Here is a 24,524-nt window from a genome sequence, read left to right on the forward strand (position 1 = left end):
GGCACTAGCCCGCCGTCGCCGGCGCCGTCGGCAGAGCGACGATGAGGTCGAAGTACATGCACACGGCGATCAGTACGCCCAGCGTCCCGAGGGCGATTCCCCCCTTGGCGACCGCGCGGATCCAGCCCGGCTGCGGGTGCGCGGACGGAGCACCGAACGCCGGCCGGACCAGGACGTAGCCGCCGACGAGCAGCGCGAGCAGGCCGAAGAGGCCGTTGACCAGCGCGGTGGCGTGCCACGCGTCGCCGTAGATCTCGGAGATCTGCTGCGCGGCCGAGGCGCCGGACGAGGTCTTGAACTGCCCGATCAGCGTTTCTCGCTCGGCGGCGACCCGGCCGCTCCACGCCCCGGTGAGGGAGACGACGCCGAGTCCGGCGGAGACGACGGCCGCGGCCGCGGTGGCGAGGCCGGAGGACTCCTTGTCCGCCTCGTCGCCGTCCAGGCCGGGGTCGGGGGCGAGTTCCTGTTCCGGGCCGGATTCCTGCTCCGCGTCGTCGCGGGCCTCCGGGCCCGTCTTGTCGAGCCGCGTCGCCGTGCCGCCGGTCACAGCGTTGTCGGTGCCGGCCTCCCCGGTGGTGTTCTCGGCGGATTGGCCGGCGGTGGTCTTCGACTCGTCGTCGCCCTCGGCGGCCGGAGCGGTGGGAGTAGTGGGGGTGGTGGGGTTCATCTGCCGCACGCTAGGCGGGGCAGATGAGAACCCTCTTAACGCGCTGGCCGGCGGCTCCGAGGCAGCCGGCCGTCGTCGGCTCCCCGGATGACGCCGTGGTACGCGGTGGGGGTACGAGGAGATTCGTACCGCCCCGTGGGGTGGCGGCTCAGCTCGTCATGGCGGGAGAGGTTCGGAGCCGGTTCATGTAGTCGGCGAGGGCGGGAGCCCAGCAGCCGTAGTTGTGGCCGCCGTCACAGGTGGGTGCCAGCGCCGATCCGTCGCCGTAGTCGACGAGGCGGCTGGGGAGACCGAGCCGGTCCAGGCGGGCTCTGACGTTCTTCGCCGCGATCTCGGTGAAGTGATCGATCAGGCCCTGGCTGCCGGTGTAGAGCGTGACCTCGGCTCCCTCCAGTTCGGCCAGGTTGGCCGGGGCGGCGGGGTCGACCGCCTTCCAGATCCGGTCCGCGTCCAGGACCGGGTACGGGGATCCGAAGATCGCGTCGCTGTCGACGGCGGGGCCGTACCCCGTGCACCGGCCGGTGCCGGACGGGCTGGACGTGCTCACCGCGCACCAGGCGCCCGTGGCGTTGAGTTCCGTGGCCAGGACCGCTGCCCGGACCTCCGCCATGCCGAAGTCGATGCCTCCGGACAGGGAGGCGACGTGGCCGAAGAGGTCGGGCCGGGCCTCACCGTAGTGCAGCGCGCCGAAGCCGCCCATCGACAGTCCGACGACGGCCCGGTGGCTCCTGTCCGCGAGGGTGCGCAGATTGGCGTCGATGAACGGGACGACCTGGTCGAGGTGGAAGGTCTCCCAGTCGGCGGCGCCCACGGAGGTGTTCCCCATGAGCCAGTCGGCGTACCAGCCCTTCAGGCCGGCGTCGGGCACGACGGTGATCATCGCGTCCGAGTGCAGCGCCGGGGCGGCTCCGGCGTCGTCCACGGTTCCGCCCGCGCCGTGCAGGAAGTACGCCACGGGCCAGCGCTTGTCCGGGAAGGCCTGGTACCCGCTCGGGAGGAAGACGCGGATCCTGTGCGGGCCGGAGACCCGCCCGGTGGTCACGGTGACCGTGAAGTCGGTGCCCGAGCGCACCTCGGTGCCGTCGGCGACCTTGGTCAGGCCGAAGCCGTCGGACAGCACCGGGGGCGCGACGCCCTCGGCGTGGGCCGGGGGTGTCGCGAGGGTCGCGGCCGTGGTCAGTGCGGCGGCGACGCATGCCGTCCTGACCCGCCCGCGCCACGTGCTCAGCAGTGTTCTCATCGGGTGTCCTTCCGAGAGCGGATGGCTCTCACGGGGGTGCGGGGGCCGTCCGGCGGCCGGGCCCTGTATCGGCCCGGCCGCCGGGAGAGCCCCCCCGGTCGCGGGGCCTCAGAGCGCGCAGAACGCGTCCGTCATGGCCTTGCCCGTGTGGGCCTGTCCCTGCGTTCCTCCGAGCAGATGGAACTCGTTGTTGGCGTGCAGCACCTGCTCGGAGCCGTCCTCACTGGTCAGCCACTCACTGAAGTAGCCGAGCACGGCGCCGTTGTGTCCCCAGGCCCACTTTCCGCAGTCCAGCCTCATGTGCTCGAGGCCGAGCCCGTAGCTCACGTCGGCGTTCACGGGGACGGTGGTCTTGAGCTCGGCCAGCTGCGCGGGTGCAAGGAGCTTTCCGGTCAGCAGCGCCCGGGAGAACGTGGCCAGGTCGTCCATCGTCGACACCATGGCACCGGCACTGCCCGTGACCTGCACGTTGGAAACCGTGGCGTCGCTGATGAGGATCGCCCGGATCACATAGCCGTGGAGGTAGTTGCCGTACAGCGCGGGGTCGGCGGTGGGGAAGGTGGTGTCGCGCAGACCGAGCGGCTCGATGATGCGCCGCCGGACCTCGGCGGCCGGCTCGGCCCCGGTGACGGCCTTGATCACCATGCCGGCGAGCACGTAGTTGGTGTTGGAGTAGCCGAACTTCTCCCCCGGTGCGGACGTCGGCGCGTGCAGTCCGAGGCCGACATCGACCAGGGTCTGGGGCGGCAGGACCTCCCTGGGGTTGGTGTTGAGGAAGTACGGTCCGTTGATCTGCAGGGCACTCAGGTAGTCGGGCAGGCCCGAGGTGTGGTTGAGCAGCTGACGGATCGTGATCTCGGAGCCGTCGTAGCCGTTGGCGGCGACGGCGCCCGGCAGCCACCGGGCGACGGTGTCGTCCAGCGAGAGCCGCTGCTCGCCCTCCAGCTGGAGCAGCACGGTGGAGATGAACGCCTTGGTGTTGCTGCCGATCCGGAACGTCGCCTTCGGGTCCGCCGGCACCCTGGTTGCCCGGTCGCCCACCCCCGCGTGCACGTACTGGGCGGTGTCGCCCTGCCGGACCATGCCGATCACACCGGGGTATCCGTCGGCGACGCCCTGCTGGGCGCCGGCCTGGAGGATGTCCGCCGGGGCCGGCGTGGCGGTGCTCTCCGACGGACGGGCGGCGGCGTTCGCCTGGACGGCTGCGGCGGTCAGCAGGAGGCAGGTCAGGCCGGCGGTCAGCAGCGGCCGCCGCCCTCGCTTGTGCGGGCGTAAGGGCCGCCGGGCCGCACCTCCTGCGTCCGCCTTCTCCGTGTCCCTCGCGATGCCTGCGTCCCTCGCGATGCCTGTGCCGAATACATCGAGCATGCTCATTGTCTTTCCGTCCCTTTCGGTGGGTGGGCGTTCCAGTGGTGCGGTCATCCGGTCGCGCGGTCGCGTTCCTGTCGCGCGTCAGCGCCGGAACAGAACGACGACGATCAGCAACAGCAGGCCGATTCCCGCCATGTGAAGAAATCCGAATCCCCCTTCGGGGCTCCTGCGGTCGGTCTCCACATGACCGCCGGCGGGAATTCCGGGATGCTGCTTGACGTAATGGTCCAACTGACGCTGCGCCCCCTGGGACTCGCCCATCCACGGCGTCTTGAAACCGCACTCGCCGCACCAGAATCGAAAGGCCATGTCAACTCCTCGTAGGTCGTGGCAGGAGAAGTCCAGGAGAGGCGATCGGGTCCGGCGCCAGGGCCGGTCCGGCTCCGCGCCGACTGCTTCTCGGATGTCCGCCCGGTGCGCCGCCCCGTGTCGGCGCACCGGCTCCACCGATCGTGCTGTCGGCGCAGCTCAGGGGACAGGACAACCGACCGGCCATATATGACCGGCCGTCACGCTAGGCTCATCGGCGCACACGCGCGGCGGTGGAGGGATGTCGAAGTGACGGACCAGCTCGGCATGTTGTTGCGTCGGTTACGGAAGCGGGCGGGGCTGACGCAGGAACAGCTGGAGGCGCGTTCCGGGGTGAGTGTGCGCACCATCCGCAGGCTGGAGACCGGCGGGGCCAGCGATCACCGGCTGGGTACGGTGAACCTGCTGGCGGACGCCCTGGAGGCCGGTCCCGAGGACCGTCAGCGGCTGGCGGCCACGCTCACGAAACCGGCGACGGCAGCGATTTCCGGGGCTCCCGCACCGGCCGGCGGTCCGGCGGTCCCGAATTCCGCAGGTGTTCCCTCACGCGGTCCCGCGTCCATTCCCGCGCAGCCTTCCCGCGCGGCGGAACTCACCGTCCCGCACCCGATGCGCAGTGAACTCGCTCTCGCCGTCACCGAACTGGCGAGGGAGATCAGGCGTCGCTGGCAGCGCGAAGAGGAACACCGCCGGGTCCACGACCCGTTTCCGCTCCCCGTGCGCTGGCGGGACGCTCCCGCGTCCCTGACCGACCATTCGGAGAACATCCAGCGTCTGCCGCCCGGCGCGACATCGCGGGACATGGACCTGAGCGGCGATCTGGGCAGCGTGACCGAGGTCTACGGACGCGTGCTGTCCGGGCGGCTCGTGGTGCTCGGCCGGGCCGGCTCCGGCAAGTCGATCCTGACGATCAGGTTCGTCCTGGACTACCTGGAGACCCGGACCGCGCACGACCGCGTTCCGGTGATCTTCAGCCTCGGCTCCTGGGACCCCACGACCGTCGCCCTGCGGGACTGGCTGATCGACCTGCTGGTCCGCGACCACCCCCATCTCACCCGCAGGACCCCCGAGGGGTCGACGCTCGCCGCCGCCCTGGTCGACGCCGACCTCGTGCTGCCGGTCCTCGACGGGTTCGACGAGATCGCGGAAGGCCTGCGGAGCACCGCGCTGGAGACCCTCAACGCCACCTCCCTCCCGCTCGTCCTGACCAGCCGGCGCGGTGAGTTCGCGGAAGCCGTCCAGGAGACGGGCACCCCGCTGGTCTGGGCCGCCGGTCTCGAACTCACCGATCTCACCGTCGACGACCTCGCCGGCTACCTGCCCAGGACGGCCCGGCCGGTCCCGCGTGGCGACAGCGGTGACGCGGCGGTCTGGACCCCCGTACTGGACCGGCTGAGCGCCCCGGAGAGCGGGGCGGCCACCCCGCTGGCCAGGGTGTTGCGCACCCCGCTCATGATCGCCCTGGCGCGGACGATGTACAGCGAGGCCCCCGACAGCGATCCGGCGGAGCTGCTGGACACCGAGCGCTTCCCTGACGAGAACTCCCTGGAGGAACATCTGCTGGCGGGTTTCGTGCCGACGGTCTACCGGCGCCGGGCCGCCGAGCGGGGCGCCCCCGGCCACCGGGAGCGGCACCGGGATCCGCAGCGCGCCGAGCGCTGGCTCAGCTATCTCGCCCACCATCTGGCCCAGCTCGACGGCGACCAGCAGGACCTCGCGTGGTGGCGCGTCGGTGACTCGCTGCGGAGGTCCACGCGGCTGCTGTCCGTGGTGGTGTCCTCGGCGCTCTGCGTCGCGTTCGCCGAGTGGTTCGTGAACCTGATCAACCTGCCGTTCCCGGTCGGCGAGGCCCTGCTGGTGGGCGGTTCGATGGGACTGGCCGCCGGTCTTGCCTTCGGATGCGTCCACGCGATCCTGCTCCGGTTCGGCGCGGCGGCCTTCGAACCCGCCCATGTGCGGCTGCGGCTGCCCGGCGCGGGCACCGGCGCCGGCCGCAGACCGGTGCGCACGTTCGCCGCCCGGTTCGCCGCCGTACTGCCGGGCGGGTTCGTGATGGGCGTCGGATGCGCCGCCGCCCTCGCCCTCCAACGCCGGCTGTACTACGGGATGCCGCTCCTGAGCGACATGGTGATCAAGGCCACGCTGATCAACATGCTGGTCCTGGGCCTGATCTTCGGCGCCGGCGCCGGACTCGTCTTCGGCGTCACGGCGGTGCTCGAAGCCCCGTTGGACGTCGCCTCCACAGCCACCCCGGCCGGGCTGCTGGCCTCGAACCGCGCGACGGTGGCCCGGCAGGTGCTCGTCCTGGTGCCGATGCTCACGCTCGCGATCGCCGTCGGCGGGCACCTGATCACCGAGCTGCTCGACGGGATCCTCGGACCGCTGACCTGGAGCGTGGCGGACGGGCTCGCCATCGGTGTCACCGGCGGGCTCGGCGGCACGTGCTCGTACGCGCTGGCGTTCACCGCCTGGGGGCGGTGGCTCGTCCTGTCGCGGGTCTGGCTGCCCCTGACCGGGAAGCTGCCCTGGGACACCGTCGCCTTCCTGGACGACGCCTACCGCCGGGGCGTGCTGCGCCAGACCGGCGCGGTGTACCAGTTCCGCCACATCAGGCTCCAGCACCACCTCGCCCGCTCCTACCGCGAGCACCAGGGGACCTACGCACCGGCTCGGTTCGGCTCCGGCGCATAGGCCCGTCCGGTCGTGATCCGCCGGACCGGCTCCGCACCGCTCAGTGCACGCGGTGCGCGGCCGCCCCGGCCTCGTCGCCCGCGTACGCCGGCGGGGTCCTCGTGGGCGCGGCCCGGCACTCCGGCGGTTCGATGCTGATGCGCGGCAGCCGCCGGTCCAGCCACCCGGGCAGCCACCAGTTCGCGCCGCCCAGCAGGTGCATCAGGGCGGGGACGAGCAGGGTGCGCAGGACGAAGGCGTCCAGGGCCACGGCCGCGGCGAGGGCGATGCCGAACATGGCGATGACGCGGTCACCGCTGAGCACGAAGGCGAGGAAGACCGAGATCATGATCACGGCGGCCGAGTTGATCACCCGGCTCGTCTCGGTGAGGCCGACCCTGACCGCCCGCCGGTTGTCGCCGGTCTCCAGCCACGCCTCGTACATCCGGCCGACCAGGAACACCTGGTAGTCCATCGACAGGCCGAAGAGCACGGACACCATGATGACCGGCAGGAAGGGCTCGATGGGCCCCGCGCTGCCCAGCCCCAGCAGTTCGCTCCCCCAGCCCCACTGGAAGACCGCCACGACGACGCCGAACGAGGAGGCCACCGCCGCCACGTTCATCGCCGCGGCCTTCAGCGGGATGCCGACCGACCGGAAGGCCATCAGCAGGAGCAGGCAGCCGAGGCCCACCACGGCGCCGATGAACAGCGGGAGCTTGCCGATGACGACCTGGGCGAAGTCGTCGTAGCTGGCCGTCACCCCGCCCACATGGGCCTGCAGCGAGGTGTTCTCGGACGCCTTCGGCAGTACGTCCGTCCTCAGCCGGTCGACGAGCTCGCTGGTCCGCCGGGACTGGGGCGCCGAGTCGGGGACGACGGTGACGTACGCGGTGTCGCCGCTGGAGTTGTACGTCACCGGCTGGGCCCACGCGACCCCGTCGGTGGCACGCAGCGTCGCGGGCAGGGCGTCCATCGCGACCCGGTCGTCGGCCCCGTCCAGGTGCGCGGCGACGGTCAGCGGGCCGTTGACGCCGGGGCCGAAGCCGTGGGCCAGCAGGTCGTACGCCTGCCGGGTGGTCGAGGACCGCGCGTGGTTGCCCTGGTCGGAGCTGCCCAGGTGGAGCGAGAAGGTGGGAAGCGCGAGGACCAGCATCACGACGACGGCGAGCGCGCCGAGCAGTTTCGGACGGCGCTCCACGAACGCGGACCAGCGGGCGGCGAAGCCCGTGGTCAGCTCCGGCTGCGGGCCGTGCGCCGCAAGCCGTCCGCGTTCGCGCCGGCTCAGCGCCCGCGTGCCGATGAGGGACAGCAGGGCGGGCAGCAGGGTCACGGAGGCCGCGACGGTCAGGACGACCGTGAGCGAGGCGGCGAGCGCGACGCCGTTGAGGAAGCTCAGCCGCAGGACCAGCATGCCGAGGAGCGCGATGCAGACGGTGGCCCCGGCGAAGACGACGGCCCGCCCGGTCGTCGCGACCGCGTGCTGCGCGGCCTCGGGCACGGTCATGCCCCGCCGCAGCCCTCTGCGGTGCCGGGTGACGACGAAGAGCGCGTAGTCGATCCCGACCCCGAGGCCCACCAGCATGCCCAGCATGGGCGCGAAGTCGGCGACGGTCATCACGTGGCCGAGCAGCGTGATGCCCGCGTACGCCGTGCCGACCGAGACGAGGGCGGTGGCGAGGGGCAGCAGGCTGGCGGCGAGCGAGCCGAAGGCGAGGAACAGCACGACCGCGGCGACGCCCACCCCGACCGCCTCGCTGAGATGGGCGGCCGGTGCCTCGGTGAGGGCGATGGCCGGGCCGCCCAGCTCGACCTGGAGGTGTTCCCCCGCGGCGGCCTTCGCGGTGTCGACGACGGACCGGACCTGCGCGACCGGCACGTCGGCGGCCTGCCGGTCGAAGGTGACGGTGGCGTAGGCGGTGCGCCCGTCCGCGCTGATCTGCCCGGATCCGGCGTCCGTGTAGGGCCCGCTGACGGCTCCCACGCCGGGCAGGCGCTCGACGGCGTGCAGGGTGTCGGTCATCGTCCGGGTGACGTCGGCGGCCCGCACGGTGGAGTCGTCGGTGTGCCAGACGAGGGTGTCGGTGTCACCGCCGAGCTCCGTGAAGCCGCTCTCCAGCAGCTCGGCCGCCTGCCCGGACTCGGTACCGGGGGCCTCGTAGTCGTTGGAGTAGGCGGAACCCGCGAAACCCGCCGCGGCCGCCGTGCCGCCGAGAGCGAGCAGCCAGATGAGGACGGCGAGCAGGCGGTGCGTGACGCACCAGCGGGCGATGGCAGCCAAGGGACGTGCTCCCTGCGGGTTCGTGGTCTCCACGGAGGTTCGGCAGAACCTCCGCGGGAGAACGCATGACCTGGAGAACCGTCACTCTGACAGCCACCTGAGATCGTTTGTCCCTTTCGTGGCCTTACTCACAACGGTCAGGTCCACATATGGGCGACATGATCACCGTCGTACGGCGGGACGCCCGCGCGGCGCTCCCTGCCTGGCGCGGCCCCGCGCGGGAAGCCGGCCGCCGTCTCCGTTGACCGGGAAAGCACTGACCCGGCTATCTTATGAACCGTCAATTACCGTCCCTGGGGGGATTAGTTGAACAGCGCAGCGCACCACATCGGGCCGGATGCGACGCCGGACAGATACCGCCTGCTCAATTCCATCGGCCGGGGCGGCGAAGCCGTCCTCTACCGGGCGGAGATCGAGCTCGACGGGGCGCCCGAGACCGTGGTCGTGAAGGTCCTGGACTCGAAGACCACGATCACCATCGAGCAGTTCCAGCGCCTCAGCGCGAAGTGGCGGGAGCAGGCGGAGCTGCTGCGGTTCGTGAACCGTCCCGGTGTCGTCGGCGTCCGCGAGCACTTCGAGGGGCCGCCGATCCACGGTGCCGGGGACGCCTCGACCGCGGCCGGGCGGGCCCTCGTCCTGGTCATGAACCATGTGGACGGTCTCGATCTGCGGGACTGGCGCGCCGAGCGGACGCTCGCCAGCCACGCGGAGCGCCGGGAGGTGCTGCGGACGCTCGAACAGCTCGCGGACGTGCTGGACTGGCTGCACTCGGGCCGGGCGACGCCGTCCGGGCGCACCGTCGTCCACGGCGACCTGTCCCCCGGCAACGTCATGGTCGACGAGCACGGCCAGGCCACGCTCGTCGACTTCGGGCTGAGCAAGCTGACCGCGGACCATCAGACGGCGGAGGTCTGGTTCACTCCCGGATACGCCGCCCCCGAGGTCTTCGAGGGCAAGCGGACACCGAACACCGACCGCTACGCGTTCGGCGCGATCGCCTACTTCCTGCTCAGCGGCCAGGCCCCGCCCAGCACCCCCGAGCAGCTGCGCGCCGCGCTGCGCGCCCTCCCCCAGGTGGCGGCCGCGAGTCCGGACCGCTGCGAGCGCATCCTGTCCGTCTGCGCGGCGGAACCGGACGGGCGGCCGGAGAGCCTGTCCGCATGGGTGAAGGACGTGCGCTCGGCGGTGGTGTCGACCACGGTCACCGGGTCGTCCTCGCGCGGGGCCGTGGCGGGGGCGGGGGCCGCCGGGGCGTCCGTGCGGGATGCGCCGCCGACGGCCGGGCCCGCGATCGTGCCGCCCCCGCCGCTGCTGCCGCCGGGCAGCCCCGTCCCCCCGCCAGGCATGCCCGTGCCGCCGGGAGGGCCCGTGCCGGCGCCCGGGAACGCCGGGGCGCCGGGAGGCTCCGTTCCGCCGCCCGGAAGCTCCGTTCCGCCTCCCGGCGGGCCGGCCTCGCAGCCGGCCTTCCCGCCGCCGATCACCGCCTCCTCCGACCCCGGGGTGCCGCTGCCGGCCACGGTGAATCCCGGCCCGCCGCACGAGGGTCCTTCCGGGCCCGTAGCGGCCGCCCCCGCTCCCGCGCACGTCCTGCGCGAGGACTCGCCGTTCGGCACGAAGCCGGACAGCGCGTCGAAGGCGGCGCCCGCCGGGAAGAAGCGCCGTCCGGTCCTCGTCCCCCTGCTCTCTCTCGCGCTGGTGGCCGCACTGGCCACGATCGGTGTCCAGGCGCTGCGTGACGGGGACGCGGAGAGGGGGGACGGCAAGGGGGCGCAGGCCGCGCCGACCGTGACCGTCACGACGACGGCCCCGACACCGGCCGAGCAGGCCGACGGTCCGCAGACGGAGCCGAGCTCCTCCCCGGACGCGTCGAAGGAGTCCGGCACTCCCCCGGAGGCGGCCACGGCCGACACCAAGTCGCTCACGACCCTGGACCCCGTCGCCTCCGGCCAGTACGCCGATCTCGCTGTCGGGAACGGCACGCTGAACAGCAAGTACTACGACACGGCTCTGGTGCCCGACGGCGGCGACGAAGGGTGCAGCGGCTCCGCCGAGTACAACCTGAGCCGCGAGTGGAAGACCCTGACCATGATCGCGGGTGTGGACGACAACTCGTCGGACAAGGCCGCCCGGGTCACCATCGAGATCGACGGCGAGCCGGGCTTCACCGGGGAGGTGCTGCTCGGCAAGCCGAAGACCATCTCCGTGCCGGTGACCGGCGTGCTCCGGCTGAGCATCTCCTATGCCGACCCCGCCGACAGCTGCAACATGGGCGATCTGATCCTGGGGGCCCCGACGCTCAAGAGGTGAGGCGTCGGACCCCGCGCGAAGGGGCGGCACACCCGGTTCCCACCGGGTGCGCCGCCCCTTCACTCACGTACGGAAAGGGCTCAGCCCTCGACGCCGAGCTTCTCCAGGATCAGCTCGCGCACGCGGGCCGCGTCCGCCTGGCCACGGGTGGCCTTCATGACGGCGCCGACGAGCGCGCCGGCGGCCGCGACCTTGCCCCCGCGGATCTTGTCCGCGATGGCCGCGTTGCCCGCGATGGCCTCGTCCACGGCCGTGGACAGCGCGCCCTCGTCCGAGACGACCTTCAGGCCGCGCTTCTCGACGACGGTGTCCGGGTCGCCCTCGCCCGCGAGGACGCCCTCCAGGACCTGCCGGGCCAGCTTGTCGTTGAGATCGCCGGACGCGACGAGCTCGGCCACCCGGGCGACCTGCACCGGGGTGACGGGCAGCTCGTCGAGGCCGCGGCCGGTCTCGTTGGCGTTACGGGCGAGCTCGCCCATCCACCACTTGCGGGCCTGGTCCGACGGGGCGCCCGCCTCGGTCGTGGCGACGATCAGGTCGACCGCGCCCGCGTTGAGAATGGACTGCATGTCGTGCTCGGAGACGCCCCACTCCTCCTTGAGCCGGGCGCGGCGCAGCCGCGGCAGCTCGGGAAGCCCCTTGCGGAGCTCCTCGACCCACTCCCGGGCCGGGGCGACCGGCACCAGGTCGGGCTCGGGGAAGTAGCGGTAGTCCTCGGCGTTGTCCTTGATGCGGCCGGCCGTGGTGGAGCCGTCCTCCTCGTGGAAGTGCCGGGTCTCCTGCACGATCGTGCCGCCGGAGTTCAGCACCGCGGCGTGGCGCTGGATCTCGAAGCGGGCGGCCCGCTCGACGGAACGCAGCGAGTTCACGTTCTTCGTCTCGGAGCGGGTACCGAACTTCTCGGTGCCGTGGGGACGCAGCGACAGGTTCACGTCGCAGCGCATCTGGCCCATCTCCATGCGGGCCTCCGAGACGCCGAGCGCCTTGATGAGCTCGCGGAGCTCGGCGACGTACGCCTTGGCGACCTCGGGGGCGCGTGCGCCCGCTCCCTCGATCGGCTTGGTGACGATCTCGATGAGCGGGATGCCCGCGCGGTTGTAGTCGAGCAGGGAGTGGGACGCCCCGTGGATCCGGCCGGTCGCGCCGCCGACGTGCGTCGACTTGCCGGTGTCCTCCTCCATGTGGGCGCGCTCGATCTGCACCCGGAAGATCTCCCCGTCCTCCAGCTGGACGTCCAGATAGCCGTCGAAGGCGATCGGCTCGTCGTACTGGGAGGTCTGGAAGTTCTTCGGCATGTCCGGATAGAAGTAGTTCTTCCGGGCGAAGCGGCACCACTCGGCGATCTCGCAGTTGAGCGCGAGACCGATCTTGATGGCGGACTCGACGCCGATCTCGTTCACGACCGGCAGCGCGCCGGGCAGCCCGAGGCAGACCGGGCAGGTCTGCGAGTTGGCGTCCTGCTTGAGCTCGGTGGAGCAGCCGCAGAACATCTTGGTCTTGGTGCCGAGCTCGACATGGACTTCGAGGCCCATGACGGGGTCGTACGTCGCGAGGGCGTCCTCGTACGACTCCAGGTCAATGACAGTCACGGTGAAAAGTTCCCTCTCAGCCCAACAGGACGTCGTCGTCGCCGAGACGCTTGAGCTCGCGGTAGAGGATCGCAAGTCCGGTCACGATCGCGGCGGCGGATACGGCGGCGTCGATCAGCCGCAGCGTGTCGTTGTCCTGGCGGGCCATCCGCGCCTGCTTGGCGACGCTGAGCGCGCCGAAAGCGGTGGTGCCCAGGGACATGTACACGCCGGACTTGGACTTCTTGAAGTTCTTGGCCTTCTTAGCCATTGCGCTCATAGTGACGGAGCCTCCTCAAGCAGCGGGTGCCCCCACCTTTCCACGAACGCGGCCTCGACGGCGGCTCCGACCTTGTACAGCCGGTCGTCCTTCATGGCGGGAGCGATGATCTGCAGTCCGACCGGCAGGCCGTCCTCCGGCGCCAGGCCGCAGGGCAGCGACATGGCGGCGTTGCCGGCCAGGTTGGTCGGAATGGTGCACAGGTCCGCGAGGTACATCGCCATCGGGTCGTCGGCGCGCTCGCCGATCGGGAAGGCGGTCGTGGGCGTCGTCGGCGAGACGATGACGTCCACCTGCTCGAAGGCCTTCTCGAAGTCCCGCGTGATGAGGGTGCGGACCTTCTGCGCCGAGCCGTAGTACGCGTCGTAGTAGCCGGAGCTCAGCGCGTACGTACCCAGGATGATGCGGCGCTTGACCTCGTCGCCGAAGCCGGCCTCGCGGGTGAGCGCGGTGACCTCCTCGGCGGACTTCGTGCCGTCGTCGCCGACCCGCAGGCCGTAGCGCATGGCGTCGAAGCGGGCGAGGTTCGAGGAGCACTCGGACGGCGCGATGAGGTAGTACGCGGAGAGGCCGAGGTCGAAGGACGGGCAGTCCAGCTCGACGACGGTGGCGCCGAGCGACTTCAGCAGCTCGACCGACTCGTTGAACCGCTGGACGACACCGGCCTGGTAGCCCTCGCCGGAGAACTGCTTCACGACGCCGACGCGCATGCCCTGTACGGAGCCGTTGCGTGCGGCCTCGACGACCGGCGGGACCGGGGCGTCGATGGAGGTCGAGTCGAGCGGGTCGTGCCCGGCGATGGCCTCGTGCAGCAGGGCCGCGTCCAGGACCGTACGGGCGCAGGGGCCGCCCTGGTCGAGGGAGGACGAGAAGGCCACCATGCCGTAGCGGGAGACGCCGCCGTAGGTGGGCTTGACGCCGACCGTGCCGGTGACGGCGGCGGGCTGGCGGATGGAGCCGCCGGTGTCCGTGCCGATGGCGAGCGGGGCCTCGAACGACGCGAGGGCCGCGGACGAGCCGCCGCCGGAGCCGCCCGGGATGCGGGTGAGGTCCCACGGGTTGCCGGTGGGGCCGTAGGCGCTGTTCTCGGTGGAGGACCCCATGGCGAACTCGTCCATGTTGGTCTTGCCGAGGATGACGACGTCGGCGGCCCTCAGCCGCTTGGTGACGGTCGCGTCGTACGGCGGGACCCAGCCTTCGAGCATCTTCGAACCGACGGTGGTCGGCATGTCCTCGGTGGTGAAGATGTCCTTCAGCGCGAGCGGGACGCCGGCCAGCGGGCCGAGCTTCTCGCCGGCCGCCTTCTTGGCGTCGACGGCGCGGGCCTGCGTGAGCGCGCCCTCGCGGTCAATGTGCAGGAAGGCGTGGACCTTCTCGTCGACGGCGTCGATCCGGGCCAGGTGGGCCTCGGTGACCTCGACGGCCGTGAGCTCACCGGAAGCGATCTTCTCGGCGATCTCGGCGGCGGTGAGCTTGATGATGGTGCTGATGTCCGTCATGACTTTTAGTCCTCCCCCAGGATCTGCGGCACCTTGAAACGCTGCTGCTCCTGGGCCGGGGCGCCGGAGAGCGCCTGCGCGGGGGTGAGCGACGGACGGACCTCGTCCGCCCGCATGACGTTGGTCAGCGGCAGCGGGTGGGAGGTCGGCGGTACGTCTTGGTCGGCGACCTCGGAGACGCGGGCGACCGCGCCGATGATGTCGTCGAGCTGACCGGCGAAGTGATCGAGCTCTTCGCCCTTCAGCTCCAGACGCGCCAGCCGGGCGAGGTGGGCGACCTCCTCGCGCGTGATGCCAGGCATGCAGCGATCCTCAGGGGTTGGTGTGTGGTTCTGGCCGGGGACCGGCGGCAGGTGGAGATGTGCCGCCGGCCCCCAATCCTATGGTGTCGCCCGCACCGGGCAGGGCCACCCGTGGCACACCACCCGGCGAAGCGGCCGCCGGGGGAGATCGAGCCCGTCCGGCGATCGGGGACAAAGCGGCCACCGGGCGGCTGCGGTGACCTCACCGCACCCCGCGCCCTACGTCGTCGCGGGCCGTGACTTGACCGCTCGCCCGGACGGGCGCTGCTCCAGCTCGGGCGTCGTCGCGGCGACCGCACCCGCGACCGCGCCCGCGGCGGCGGCCGCCGCGGCAGCGGCCGCCAGCTCCGCGGGTCGCCGCCATCCGTGCTCGCCGCGCGCCCGCAGCCATGCCGTCGTCTCCTGGGGCGGCATCGCGGCCGCCACCAGCCACCCCTGCACCGCGTCGCAGCGCAGGTCCCGCAGCCGCTCCCAGGTCTCGTCGTCCTCGACGCCCTCGGCGACCACCAGCAGACCGAGCGAGTGCGCCAGGTCGATGGTGCAGCGGACGATCTCCGCGTCCTCGTGGTCGATGGCGAGCCGCGCCACGAACGACCGGTCGATCTTGAGCTCGCTGACCGGCAGCCGGCGCAGGTGGACCAGCGAGGAGTACCCCGTGCCGAAGTCGTCCAGGGACATCTTCACGCCGTGCCCGGTCAGACCGGCCAGCGTGTCCGCCGCCCGCTGCGGGTCCTCCAGCAGGACGTGTTCCGTGATCTCCAGCTGCAGGGCGCCGGCCGGGACGCCGTGCCGGGCCAGCCGGGCGGCGACGCCGCCCGCGAACCCCGGGGTGTGCACATCGCGCGGGGACACGTTGACCGCGACCGGGACGAAGAGCCCCTGCGCCCGCCACCGGGCGACCTGGGCCAGCGCCGTCTCCAGGACGTACTCCGTGAGGTGCGGCATCAGGCCTGACGACTCGGCTATGGCGATGAACTCGTCCGGGGGGACCCTCCCCCGCTCCGGATGCACCCAGCGGACCAGCGCCTCCAGGCCGGCCACCTGACCGTCGAAGCGGACCTTCGGCTGGTAGTGCAGTTCCACTTCGCCGGCGTCCAGCGCGCGCCGCAGATCGCCGAGGAGCCCGAGCCGGTCCGGGGTGTTGCTGTCCCGCTTCGACTCGTACACCTCCACGCCCGTCCGGTCGCGCTTGGCCTGGTACATCGCCACGTCCGCACGCCTGAGCAGCCCCTCCGCGTCCAGCGCGTGGTCGGGGTAGACGGCGACGCCGGCGCTGGCCTCCAGCACCAGGGTGAGTCCGTCGAGGTTCAGCGACGAGGAGAGGTCGGCCACCAGGTGGCGGGCGACCCGCTGCACGCTGGTGGTGGAGTCCGCGGTCGGCAGCAGCACGGCGAACTCGTCGCCGCCGAGTCTGGCCGCCTCCGCGCCCCGCGGCAGGGCGAGCCGGAGCCGGTCCGCTATCTGCAGCAGCAGCCGGTCCCCGGCGAGATGGCCGAGGGTGTCGTTGACCGCCCGGAAGCGGTCGAGGTCGATCAGGACGAGGCCGACCCGGCTGCCGAGGCTCTCGGCCTCCTCCAGCGCCGTCCAGGTCCGCTCCAGCAGCCACTGCCGGTTCGGCAGCCCGGTCAGCGGGTCCCGCAGCTGTTCCTCCGCCCTGGCGCGGGCGATCCAGAGCGTGGAGTCCAGCGCGATCAGCGGGACCGCGAAGAGGGGCAGCAGGACGGGCATCGCCATCGCGACGACGCAGATCAGCGGGGCGATGCCGAGGAGGGCGACGGCGACGAGGCCTTGGCGCAGCAGCGCGGTCCGGGCGACCGTCGGCAGTCCGCCGGCCTGCGGGGACCGGGCGTACCAGAGCAGGACCCGGGTGACGAGCAGGTACGTGGAGGCCGCGAGCAGGACTTCCGGGACGGCGTCGATGCCCCAGTCGAGTGGCTGCCACGGCGATTCGACGGTCTGCACCTCGCCGAACGCCGCCAGGACCAGCGCCGCCGCACCGACGCCCAGGATGTCCACCGCCCCGTGCAGCAGCCCCTGCCACCAGCGGTGGCGGCGGGCCACGCCGACGAGCACGACCACGACCAGGCTGACCAGGCCCGCGGGGACCCAGCCGTAGAGGAGCAGCACGGCGAGCGTGAGGGCGGCTCCGGAGCCGGTGCCGCCCCACCAGCGGTCGCGTCCGAGCGCGACCAGATGACCGACGACGATCCCGGTGAGGACGGCGAGCGACCAGCCGGCCGTCCCGTCCGGGAAGAGTGCGTGTCCACTGCTCATGCTCCGGTAGAAACCGGTCGCCAGCTGCACCGTGGCGAGGGCCACGACGACGGCGCCCACTTTGGGGGTGAGGCCGGCGAAACCTTGCAGCCGCGACACCGGTGCGGCGTTCTCGGTCGGTTTCATTCCGTCCCTCTCACAGCCGGCGATGCCGATGTCACCCGATGGTTCCGTTCCGTCCCACCACGCCCCGTCCCACGCGGTGGCCGGGTACCGCGGGCGCATCTCCCAACAGTAGGCCGCCGAAGGCGTCCACGGGCAGCGGTCTACCGCTCTTGCCCGAATGCGAACCGACCATCCGTCAGCATCTGCTATGCGCCGATCGGGTGAATCCGACGGTGCGTCACCCCCGGCTCACCCTCCGGTCCCGGCACGCCCCGTCGCCGGCTCCCCTTCCTGCTCCCCCTCCTGCTCCTCGGCCGCGACCGCGGCCTCGCGCGCCGCTTCGGGCCCCTGTTCGAGCAGCACCGCGAAGCCGTCCTCGTCCAGCACGGGGACCTTCAGCTGCATCGCCTTGTCGTACTTCGTCCCCGGGTTGTCGCCGACCACCACGAAGGAGGTCTTCTTCGAGACGGAACCGGTGACCTTCGCCCCACGGCTCTGGAGCGCCTCTTTCGCGCCGTCCCTGGTGTGCCCGGCCAGGGTGCCCGTGACGACGACGGTCAGGCCTTCGAGCGGCCTCGGTCCCTCGTCCTCGCCGGCGCCCTCGTCCTCCATGCGGACCCCGGCCTCCCGCCACTTGCGCAGGATCTCGCGGTGCCAGTCCTCGGCGAACCACTGCTTGACCGAGGCGGCGATGATCGGTCCGACCCCGTCGGCGTCGGACAGCTCCTGCTCGGTGGCCTCCTCGATCCGGTCGATGGACCGGAACTGGCGGGCCAGCTCCTGGGCGGCGACCGGTCCGACGTGACGGATGGAGAGCCCCGTGAGGATCCGGGCCAGCGGCGCCTCCTTCGCCGCTGCGATGCCTTCCAGCATGGAGACGGCGTTCTTCTTCGGTTCGCCCTGCTGGTTGGCGAAGACCTGGGCGGTCTTCTCCTCACCGGTCTTCGGGTCCCGTTTGGGCAGTCCGCTGTCCGGGTCGAGCACGTAGGCGCGGATGGGCAGCAGCTGTTCGACGGTCAGCCCGAAGAGATCGCCCTCGTCCCGCAGCGGCGGATCGGCGGGCTCCAGCGGCCGGGTCAGGGCGGCGGCGGCGACGTATCCGAAGTGGTCGATGTCCAGGCACTTGCGGCCCGCCAGATAGGCGACCCGCTCCCGCAGCTGCGCCGGGCAGGAGCGGGCATTGGGGCAGCGGACGTCGACGTCGGCCTCCTTCATGGGCTTCAGCTCCGTCCCGCACTCGGGGCAGTGCGTGGGCATGACGAAGGCCCGCTCGGTGCCGTCACGGAGGTCGACGACCGGGCCGAGGATCTCCGGGATCACGTCGCCGGCCTTGCGGAGCACGACCGTGTCGCCGATCAGGACGCCCTTGGCACGGACCACGTTCTGGTTGTGCAGGGTGGCGAACTCGACCTCGGAGCCCGCCACCACCACCGGTTCGACCTGGGCGTACGGGGTGACGCGGCCGGTGCGGCCGACACCGACGCGGATGTTGACCAGCTTGCTGTTGACCTCCTCCGGCGCGTACTTCCAGGCGATCGCCCAGCGCGGGGCGCGGGAGGTGGAGCCGAGCCGGCCCTGGAGCGGGAGCTCGTCGAGCTTGACGACGACGCCGTCGATCTCGTGTTCCACGGAGTGCCGGTGCTCGCCGAAGTACGCGATGAACTCCCGCACGCCGGCCAGGGAGTCCACCACCCGGTTGTGCTTGGCCGTGGGCAGGCCCCACTCGTGGAGCAGCTCGTAGGCGTGCGACAGGCAGTCGATGTCGAAGCCCTCGCGGGCGCCGATGCCGTGGACCACCATGTGCAGCGGGCGGGTGGCGGTGACCTTGGGGTCCTTCTGACGCAGGGAACCGGCCGCCGCGTTGCGCGGGTTGGCGAAGGGTTTGTCGTCCGCCTCCACCAGCCGGGCGTTCAGCTCCTCGAAGGCGTCCATCGGGAAGAAGACCTCGCCGCGGATCTCGACGAGGTCCGGGATCCGGTCGCCCTTCAGCCGGTGCGGGATCTCCGCGATCGTGCGGACGTTGGGCGTGATGTCCTCGCCGGTGCGGCCGTCGCCCCGGGTCGCGGCCCGGGTCAGCAGTCCGTGCTCGTAGGTGAGGTTGACCGCGAGGCCGTCGATCTTGAGCTCGCACAGGAAGTGGTAGCCGGTGGTGCCCACGTCCCGCGCGATGCGCTCGCCCCAGGCGGCCAGCTCCTCGTCGTCGAAGGCGTTGTCCAGGGAGAGCATCCGTTCGCGGTGCGCGACGGAGGTGAATTCCGTCCGGTACGGCCCCGCGACCTTCTGGGTCGGCGAGTCGGGCGTGCGTAGCTGCGGGTGCTCGTCCTCCAGGGCCTCCAGCTCCCGCAGCAGCCGGTCGAACTCCGCGTCGCTGACGACCGGCTGGTCGTTCACGTAATAGCGGAAGCGGTGCTCCTCGACCTGCTCGGCGAGGAGCTTGTGCCTCTCCTGCGCGTCCACTGGCACTGCGGTCTGCTGTTCGCCGGCCATCGTCCCGTCCTCCCGTTGCCCAGTACCCCGTTACTCAGGGTTGTCTGCGAGCGATTTCGCGGCCCGGGCGCAGTGGGCGAGCGCGGCCCGTGCGTACGCGGGCGAGGCACCCGCGAGACCGCACGAGGGGGTGATCGCCACGGACTCGGTCAGAGTCCCCGGATTCAGCCCCAGCCTGCGCCACAGCGTCCTGACACCCATGACGCTACCGCCCGGGTCCGACAATCCGCCCGAGGCCGGGTCGGTGCCCGGCACCACCCCGAGGAACAGCTGGGTCCCGCCCTCGACGGCTTCCCCGATCGACTCCTCCTCACGCTCGGTGAGCAGGGAGAAATCGAACGAGATGCCGTCGGTCCCGGCCCGGCGCAGCAGGGCGAAGGGGACGTCGGGGGCGCAGGTGTGCACGACGGTGGCGGCTTCGCCGGCCGCGCCCAGCACGTCGCGCAGGGTGTCCTCCACGATCTGGCGGTCCACGGCCCGGTAGGTGCGGTAGCCGCTCGCCGTCCTGATCCGCCCCAGCAGGACCCCGGTCAGCGACGGTTCGTCGAGCTGGAGGATCACGCGCGCGCCGGGCATCCGGCGCCGCACCTCGGCGAGGTGGTCGCGCAGCCCCTCGGCCAGCGAGCCCGCCAGGTCCCGGCAGGCGCCGGGGTCGCCGAGGACGGCCTCACCGCTGCGGCGCTCCAGCGCGGCGGCCAGGGTCCACGGCCCGACGGCCTGCACCTTGAGCGGCCCCTCGTACCCCTGGGTGAACTCCTCCAGGGCGTCGAGGTCCTCACCGAGCCAGGACCGGGCGCGGCGGGTGTCGCGCCCCGGCCGGTCGCTGATCCGCCAGCCGCTCGGCTCGACGTGTCCGTACATCTCGACGAGCAGCCCGATGGTCCGCCCGATCATGTCGGCCCCGGGTCCGCGCGCGGGCAGCTCCGCCAGATACGGCACGCCCTGCCCGTCCCCGAAGGAGCCGGTGACGGTCTTCGCCGCCTCCCGTGCGTCCCCTCCGGGCATCGAACCGATTCCGGTGGCCGGGCACCCGCTGAACTTGCTCTTCTCGCTCACGCGGGAAGCCTACGGCGGTCCGGCGCCCGGGCCGTCAGCGGCCGGGCGGCGTGGGACCACGGCTCCCCGCCCGGACGGCGGGACAGCCGTGCCCCGCCCCTCAGCGGCCGGGGCGCACCGTGAGGTCGTTGACCTCGGCGTCGCGCGGGAGGTCGAGCGCCATCAGGATCGTGGTGGCGACGGACTCCGGGTCGATCCAGCGGGAGGCGTCGTACTCCTTGCCCTCCTGCTGGTGGACCTTGACCTGCATGGGGCTGGCGGTGCGCCCGGGGTACACGGACGTCACACGGACCCCGTTGGCGTGTTCCTCCTCCCGCAGGGAGTCCGCCAGCGCCTTCAGACCGTGCTTGCTCGCCGCGTAGGCGCCCCACTCGGCGTGGGCGGCGAGCCCGGCGCCGGAGTTGACGAAGAGGACGTGGCCCTCGGCCACCCGCAGCTGGGGCAGGAGGAGGCGGGTCAGCTCGGCCGGGGCGACGAGGTTGGCGTTGAGCTGGAAGTGCCAGGCCTTGGGGGTGAGCTCCCCGACGCGGCCGAGCTCGACGACGCCCGCGATGTGCAGCAGCGAGTCGAGCCGCTCCGGCATCGTCTGCTGGCCGAACGCCCAGGAGAGCCGGTCCGGGTTGGACAGGTCCCCGACGATCGTGCGGGCGCCGGGGTGGAGCGCGGCCAGTTCCTTGGCGCGGCCCGCGTCACGGGCCAGGAGGACGAGCTCGTCCCCGCGCTCCGTGAGACGGCGGGCGACGGCTGCGCCGATGCCGGAACCGGCACCGGTGATGAGGTGAGTGGACATGGCCCCATCGTCGCACCCGCCCTCTCACCGCCGGCACATCACTGCAGGCCGGCCCACTCCTCCAGGTAGGCGAGGGCGCCGACCCCGTCCTTCGCGAAGAACACCAGGTCGGTCAGCGGGAGCGGGAGGAAGCCCTCGTCCTCCATGCGCTGGAACTGCTGGCGCAGCCCGTCGTAGAACCCCGCCGTGTTGAGCAGCACGACCGGCTTGGTGTGCTTGCCGTGCTTCTTGAGTTCCAGGATCTCGGTGGCCTCGTCGAGCGTGCCGGTGCCGCCCACCATGATCACGACCGCGTCGGACTTCTCCAGGAGCAGCGCCTTGCGCTCGGCGAGATCGCGGGCGATCACCATCTCGTCGGCGTTCGTCCGGGCCTTCGCGGCCAGGAAGTCCACCGACACCCCGACCAGCTTCCCGCCGGCCTCCTGCACCCCGTCGGCGACGACCTTCATCAGCCCGCTCTCCGAGCCGCCCCAGACCAGGGTGTGCCCGCCGCGGCCGAGCAGCTCGGCGAACTCACGGGCGGGCACGGTGTAGCGGTCGTCGAGGTCGGCGGCGGAGAGGAAAACGCAGATCTTCATGGCTGCCACGGTAGAGCCCGGGACGCACCGCGCGGAATCCGGGGAAGAATCCCGCGGTTTCCGGGGCTGAGAAGGACATGACTGCCATCCGAGGACACCGCATCACCGTCGAGCCCGGCACCGAGCATGTACGTGTGGTCCGGGACGGAGTGCTGCTCGCCGAGAGCCGGCGCCCGCTCGTGCTGCGCGAGACGGGCTGTCCGGTCCGCTACTACCTGCCGCCCGAGGACGTCCGCACCGAGCTGCTGACGGCGTCGGACACCCGGACCCACTGCCCGTTCAAGGGGGACGCCTCCTACTGGTCGCTGCCGGACGCCGCCGACCTCGTCTGGGCGTACCCGGAGCCGAAGGCCGAAGTGGCCGCGATCAAGGACCACTTCTGTTTCTACGACACCGAGACCCTGGCCTCCTGACAGCCGGCGCCCCGTCAGCACCCGTCCTGAGCGGGGGAGAAGAGAAACTTCGAAAAGTTCTCGCGGGGAGCGATGAGTTTCGCCAGGTTCCGCGGTCCACCTCCACATGGACAAGACTCTCTCCCGCGACGGCACCCTGATCGCCTACCGACGCCGGGGCGAAGGGCCGCCGTTGATCCTGGTGGGCGGGGCCCTGGGCACCGCGGAGACCGAGGCCCCGCTGGCCCGCCTCCTCGCCCCGCGCTTCGAGGTCGTCACGTACGACCGGCGCGGCCGGGGCGCCAGCGGGGACGGGTCGCCGTACGCGGTGGAGCGCGAGATCGAGGATCTGGCCGCGCTCGCGGCGGTGGCGGGAGGCCGGCCTTCGGTGTTCGGTGTCGGGGCCGGCGGCGCGCTGGCCCTGGAGGCGCAGGCCGCCGGGCTCCCGCTCGCCCGGCTCGCGGTGTACGAGCCGCCGTACACCCCGGGCGCCGCGGGCCTGCTGTTCAAGGCCGGCTGCACGGCCCGGCTGCACAGGCTGCTCACCGCCGGGGACCGGGGCGGGGCGGTGGAGCTGTTCCTGTCCGTGACCGGGGTCCCCGCCGACATGATCGCCAGGATGCGGAGGGCGCCGCTGTGGCGGACCCTGGAATCCGTGGCGCACACCCTCGCGTACGACGACGCGATACTGGGCGACGGCTCGGTTCCGGCCGGGCGGTTCGCCGCCGTGACGGCACGGGCACTGGTCGTCTGCGGCGGCTTCAGCCCGGCCACGGCCAGGACGTCGACCCACCTGCTGGCCGACGCCCTTCCCCGGGGCCGCCACCGGACCCTGACGGGGCAGACACGGGAACTGGCGCCCCAGGCGATCGCTCCGGTGCTGGAGGACTTCTTCACCCGACCCGCGTACGCACGTCAGGCGTCCTGAGCCCCCACGAGGAGCGCACGGGCGGACCGGGGGGGCCGAGTACGCCCCGCGCGGCCACGCCCGTACAGGGGTCGGACGTAGCCGCGCGGGGCCCGCGCCCGCGCGACGTGCTTCCCGTGGCGGTCGGCCGTGCGTACCCGCCGTCGACGTACACAACCGCACCCGTGGTGAAGCGGGCCTCGGGGCGCAGGAACTGCTCCAGCAGGAGGCGATGTCGTCCGGCTGCACGGGGCACCGCTACCCCGGCCGGCCCCCGGGCCGGCCTTCCCGGTCAGTCGGAAGCGGCCGCCGCCGTCTCTCGCCGGACCGTCGTGGCGATCGTCGCCGAGCCGACGACACGCGTCCCGTCGTACAGCACGACCGCCTGGCCGGGGGCCACGCCCCGTACCGGCTCGGTGAACGTGACGTGCAGCGTCCCGTCGAGGAGTTCGGCCGTGACCTCGGTCTCGCCGCCGTGGGCGCGGAGCTGGGCGGTGTACGTCCCCGGGCCGGACGGCGGTGTGCCGCACCAGCGGGGCCTGATCGCGGTGAGTGCGGTCACGTCGAGGGCCTCGACGGGGCCGACGGTCACCGTGTTGTTCACCGGGGAGATGTCGAGGACGTAGCGCGGCTTGCCGTCGGCGGCCGGGTGGCCGATGCGCAGGCCCTTGCGCTGGCCGATCGTGAAGCCGAAGGCTCCCTCGTGCGTGCCGAGCTTCGCACCGGACTCGTCGAGGATGTCGCCCTCCGCCTTGCCGCCGAGGCGGTCCGCCAGGAAGCCCTGGGTGTCGCCGTCGGCGATGAAGCAGATGTCGTGGCTGTCGGGCTTCTTGGCCACGGCGAGTCCGCGGCGCTCGGCCTCGGCGCGGATCTCGTCCTTGGTGGTGAGGGTGTCACCGAGCGGGAACATCGCGTGGGCGAGCTGGCGCTCGTCCAGGACGCCCAACACATAGCTCTGGTCCTTGGCCATGTCGGAGGCGCGGTGCAGCTCACGGCTGCCGTCCTCGCCGAGCACGACGGTGGCGTAGTGGCCGGTGCACACCGCGTCGAAGCCGAGCGCCAGGGCCTTGTCGAGCAGGGCGGCGAACTTGATCTTCTCGTTGCAGCGCAGGCACGGGTTGGGGGTGCGTCCCGCCTCGTACTCGGCGACGAAGTCCTCCACGACGTCCTCGCGGAAGCGTTCCGCCAGGTCCCAGACGTAGAAGGGGATGCCGATGACGTCCGCCGCACGGCGGGCGTCACGGGAGTCCTCGATGGTGCAACAGCCTCTGGCGCCGGTCCGGAAGGACTGCGGGTTCGCGGAGAGGGCGAGGTGCACACCGGTCACGTCGTGGCCCGCCTCGGCGGCCCGGGCCGCCGCGACGGCGGAGTCGACTCCGCCCGACATGGCGGCGAGCACACGGAGGGGGCGCTGGGAAGTCTCAGTCATAGCTCCACCAGG

19 protein-coding genes are annotated in these 24,524 nt (G+C 72.1%); 4 read left to right on the plus strand and 15 right to left on the minus strand.

Annotated features, from left to right (window positions below):
• Positions 1-4: 4 nt before the first annotated feature.
• The 4 genes from ABZ454_RS21865 to ABZ454_RS21880 form a co-directional block, all read right to left on the minus strand.
• On the minus strand, positions 5-667 hold the full coding sequence (locus ABZ454_RS21865; protein ID WP_359540049.1) for a hypothetical protein: 663 nt from the start codon (positions 665-667) through the stop codon (positions 5-7).
• A gap of 148 nt (positions 668-815) precedes the next feature.
• On the minus strand, positions 816-1,907 hold the full coding sequence (locus ABZ454_RS21870) for an alpha/beta hydrolase-fold protein (RefSeq protein ID WP_359540050.1): 1,092 nt from the start codon (positions 1,905-1,907) through the stop codon (positions 816-818).
• Between the two features lie 108 nt (positions 1,908-2,015).
• The gene (locus ABZ454_RS21875; protein ID WP_359540052.1) at positions 2,016-3,275 is read right to left on the minus strand and encodes a serine hydrolase domain-containing protein; all 1,260 of its coding nucleotides are present in this window, start codon (positions 3,273-3,275) and stop codon (positions 2,016-2,018) included.
• Between the two features lie 84 nt (positions 3,276-3,359).
• Positions 3,360-3,587, minus strand: a complete 228-nt coding sequence (locus ABZ454_RS21880) for a hypothetical protein (protein ID WP_359540053.1) — start codon at positions 3,585-3,587, stop codon at positions 3,360-3,362.
• 249 nt (positions 3,588-3,836) lie between these two features.
• Here ABZ454_RS21880 and ABZ454_RS21885 point away from each other — a divergent pair, with 249 nt between their 5' ends.
• Positions 3,837-6,278 (plus strand): helix-turn-helix domain-containing protein, encoded by a 2,442-nt coding sequence (locus ABZ454_RS21885; RefSeq protein ID WP_359540054.1) that lies wholly within the window; start codon positions 3,837-3,839, stop codon positions 6,276-6,278.
• A 40-nt stretch (positions 6,279-6,318) separates the two neighbouring features.
• Here the strand turns inward: ABZ454_RS21885 and ABZ454_RS21890 are convergent, their stop codons facing one another.
• Positions 6,319-8,538: an MMPL family transporter gene (locus tag ABZ454_RS21890; RefSeq protein ID WP_359540056.1), complete on the minus strand. Its 2,220-nt coding sequence runs from the start codon at positions 8,536-8,538 to the stop codon at positions 6,319-6,321.
• Between the two features lie 306 nt (positions 8,539-8,844).
• Between ABZ454_RS21890 and ABZ454_RS21895 the strand changes: the two genes are divergently transcribed.
• Positions 8,845-10,845 (plus strand): protein kinase, encoded by a 2,001-nt coding sequence (locus ABZ454_RS21895; protein WP_359540057.1) that lies wholly within the window; start codon positions 8,845-8,847, stop codon positions 10,843-10,845.
• 80 nt (positions 10,846-10,925) lie between these two features.
• On the opposite strand, the gene gatB is transcribed toward ABZ454_RS21895, so the two are convergent.
• The 9 genes from gatB to ABZ454_RS21940 form a co-directional block, all read right to left on the minus strand.
• Positions 10,926-12,434: an Asp-tRNA(Asn)/Glu-tRNA(Gln) amidotransferase subunit GatB gene (gene gatB / locus ABZ454_RS21900; RefSeq protein ID WP_356316642.1), complete on the minus strand. Its 1,509-nt coding sequence runs from the start codon at positions 12,432-12,434 to the stop codon at positions 10,926-10,928.
• 16 nt (positions 12,435-12,450) lie between these two features.
• Positions 12,451-12,693 carry a hypothetical protein gene (locus ABZ454_RS21905; RefSeq protein ID WP_356316640.1) on the minus strand — a complete coding sequence of 81 codons (243 nt, stop codon included), beginning with the start codon at positions 12,691-12,693 and terminating at the stop codon, positions 12,451-12,453.
• Positions 12,690-14,192, minus strand: a complete 1,503-nt coding sequence (gatA, locus tag ABZ454_RS21910; RefSeq protein ID WP_359540059.1) for an Asp-tRNA(Asn)/Glu-tRNA(Gln) amidotransferase subunit GatA — start codon at positions 14,190-14,192, stop codon at positions 12,690-12,692. Before gatA ends, ABZ454_RS21905 begins: the two co-directional genes overlap by 4 nt.
• Positions 14,193-14,197: 5 nt before the next feature.
• Positions 14,198-14,494 (minus strand): Asp-tRNA(Asn)/Glu-tRNA(Gln) amidotransferase subunit GatC, encoded by a 297-nt coding sequence (gene gatC / locus ABZ454_RS21915; protein WP_003966094.1) that lies wholly within the window; start codon positions 14,492-14,494, stop codon positions 14,198-14,200.
• Positions 14,495-14,713: 219 nt separating this feature from the next.
• Complete coding sequence (locus ABZ454_RS21920; RefSeq protein ID WP_359540173.1) at positions 14,714-16,768, minus strand: bifunctional diguanylate cyclase/phosphodiesterase; 2,055 nt, start codon at positions 16,766-16,768, stop codon at positions 14,714-14,716.
• Between the two features lie 354 nt (positions 16,769-17,122).
• Entirely contained in the window at positions 17,123-19,360 is a 2,238-nt protein-coding gene (ligA, locus tag ABZ454_RS21925; RefSeq protein ID WP_359540062.1) for an NAD-dependent DNA ligase LigA, read from the minus strand.
• 30 nt (positions 19,361-19,390) lie between these two features.
• The gene (locus ABZ454_RS21930; protein WP_359540065.1) at positions 19,391-20,416 is read right to left on the minus strand and encodes a methionine synthase; all 1,026 of its coding nucleotides are present in this window, start codon (positions 20,414-20,416) and stop codon (positions 19,391-19,393) included.
• 100 nt (positions 20,417-20,516) lie between these two features.
• Complete coding sequence (locus tag ABZ454_RS21935) at positions 20,517-21,206, minus strand: SDR family oxidoreductase (RefSeq protein WP_359540068.1); 690 nt, start codon at positions 21,204-21,206, stop codon at positions 20,517-20,519.
• Positions 21,207-21,244: 38 nt separating this feature from the next.
• Complete coding sequence (locus ABZ454_RS21940) at positions 21,245-21,784, minus strand: TIGR00730 family Rossman fold protein (protein ID WP_356316627.1); 540 nt, start codon at positions 21,782-21,784, stop codon at positions 21,245-21,247.
• Between the two features lie 77 nt (positions 21,785-21,861).
• Here ABZ454_RS21940 and ABZ454_RS21945 point away from each other — a divergent pair, with 77 nt between their 5' ends.
• Both ABZ454_RS21945 and ABZ454_RS21950 read left to right on the plus strand, forming a co-directional pair.
• Complete coding sequence (locus tag ABZ454_RS21945; protein ID WP_356316625.1) at positions 21,862-22,197, plus strand: DUF427 domain-containing protein; 336 nt, start codon at positions 21,862-21,864, stop codon at positions 22,195-22,197.
• Between the two features lie 106 nt (positions 22,198-22,303).
• Positions 22,304-23,104 carry an alpha/beta fold hydrolase gene (locus ABZ454_RS21950; protein WP_359540070.1) on the plus strand — a complete coding sequence of 267 codons (801 nt, stop codon included), beginning with the start codon at positions 22,304-22,306 and terminating at the stop codon, positions 23,102-23,104.
• A gap of 271 nt (positions 23,105-23,375) precedes the next feature.
• On the opposite strand, the gene mnmA is transcribed toward ABZ454_RS21950, so the two are convergent.
• Entirely contained in the window at positions 23,376-24,512 is a 1,137-nt protein-coding gene (mnmA, locus tag ABZ454_RS21955; RefSeq protein WP_356316621.1) for a tRNA 2-thiouridine(34) synthase MnmA, read from the minus strand.
• Positions 24,513-24,524 lie beyond the last annotated feature (12 nt).

The sequence above is a fragment of the Streptomyces sp. NPDC005803 genome (genome assembly GCF_040630435.1).
Lineage (GTDB): Bacteria > Actinomycetota > Actinomycetes > Streptomycetales > Streptomycetaceae > Streptomyces.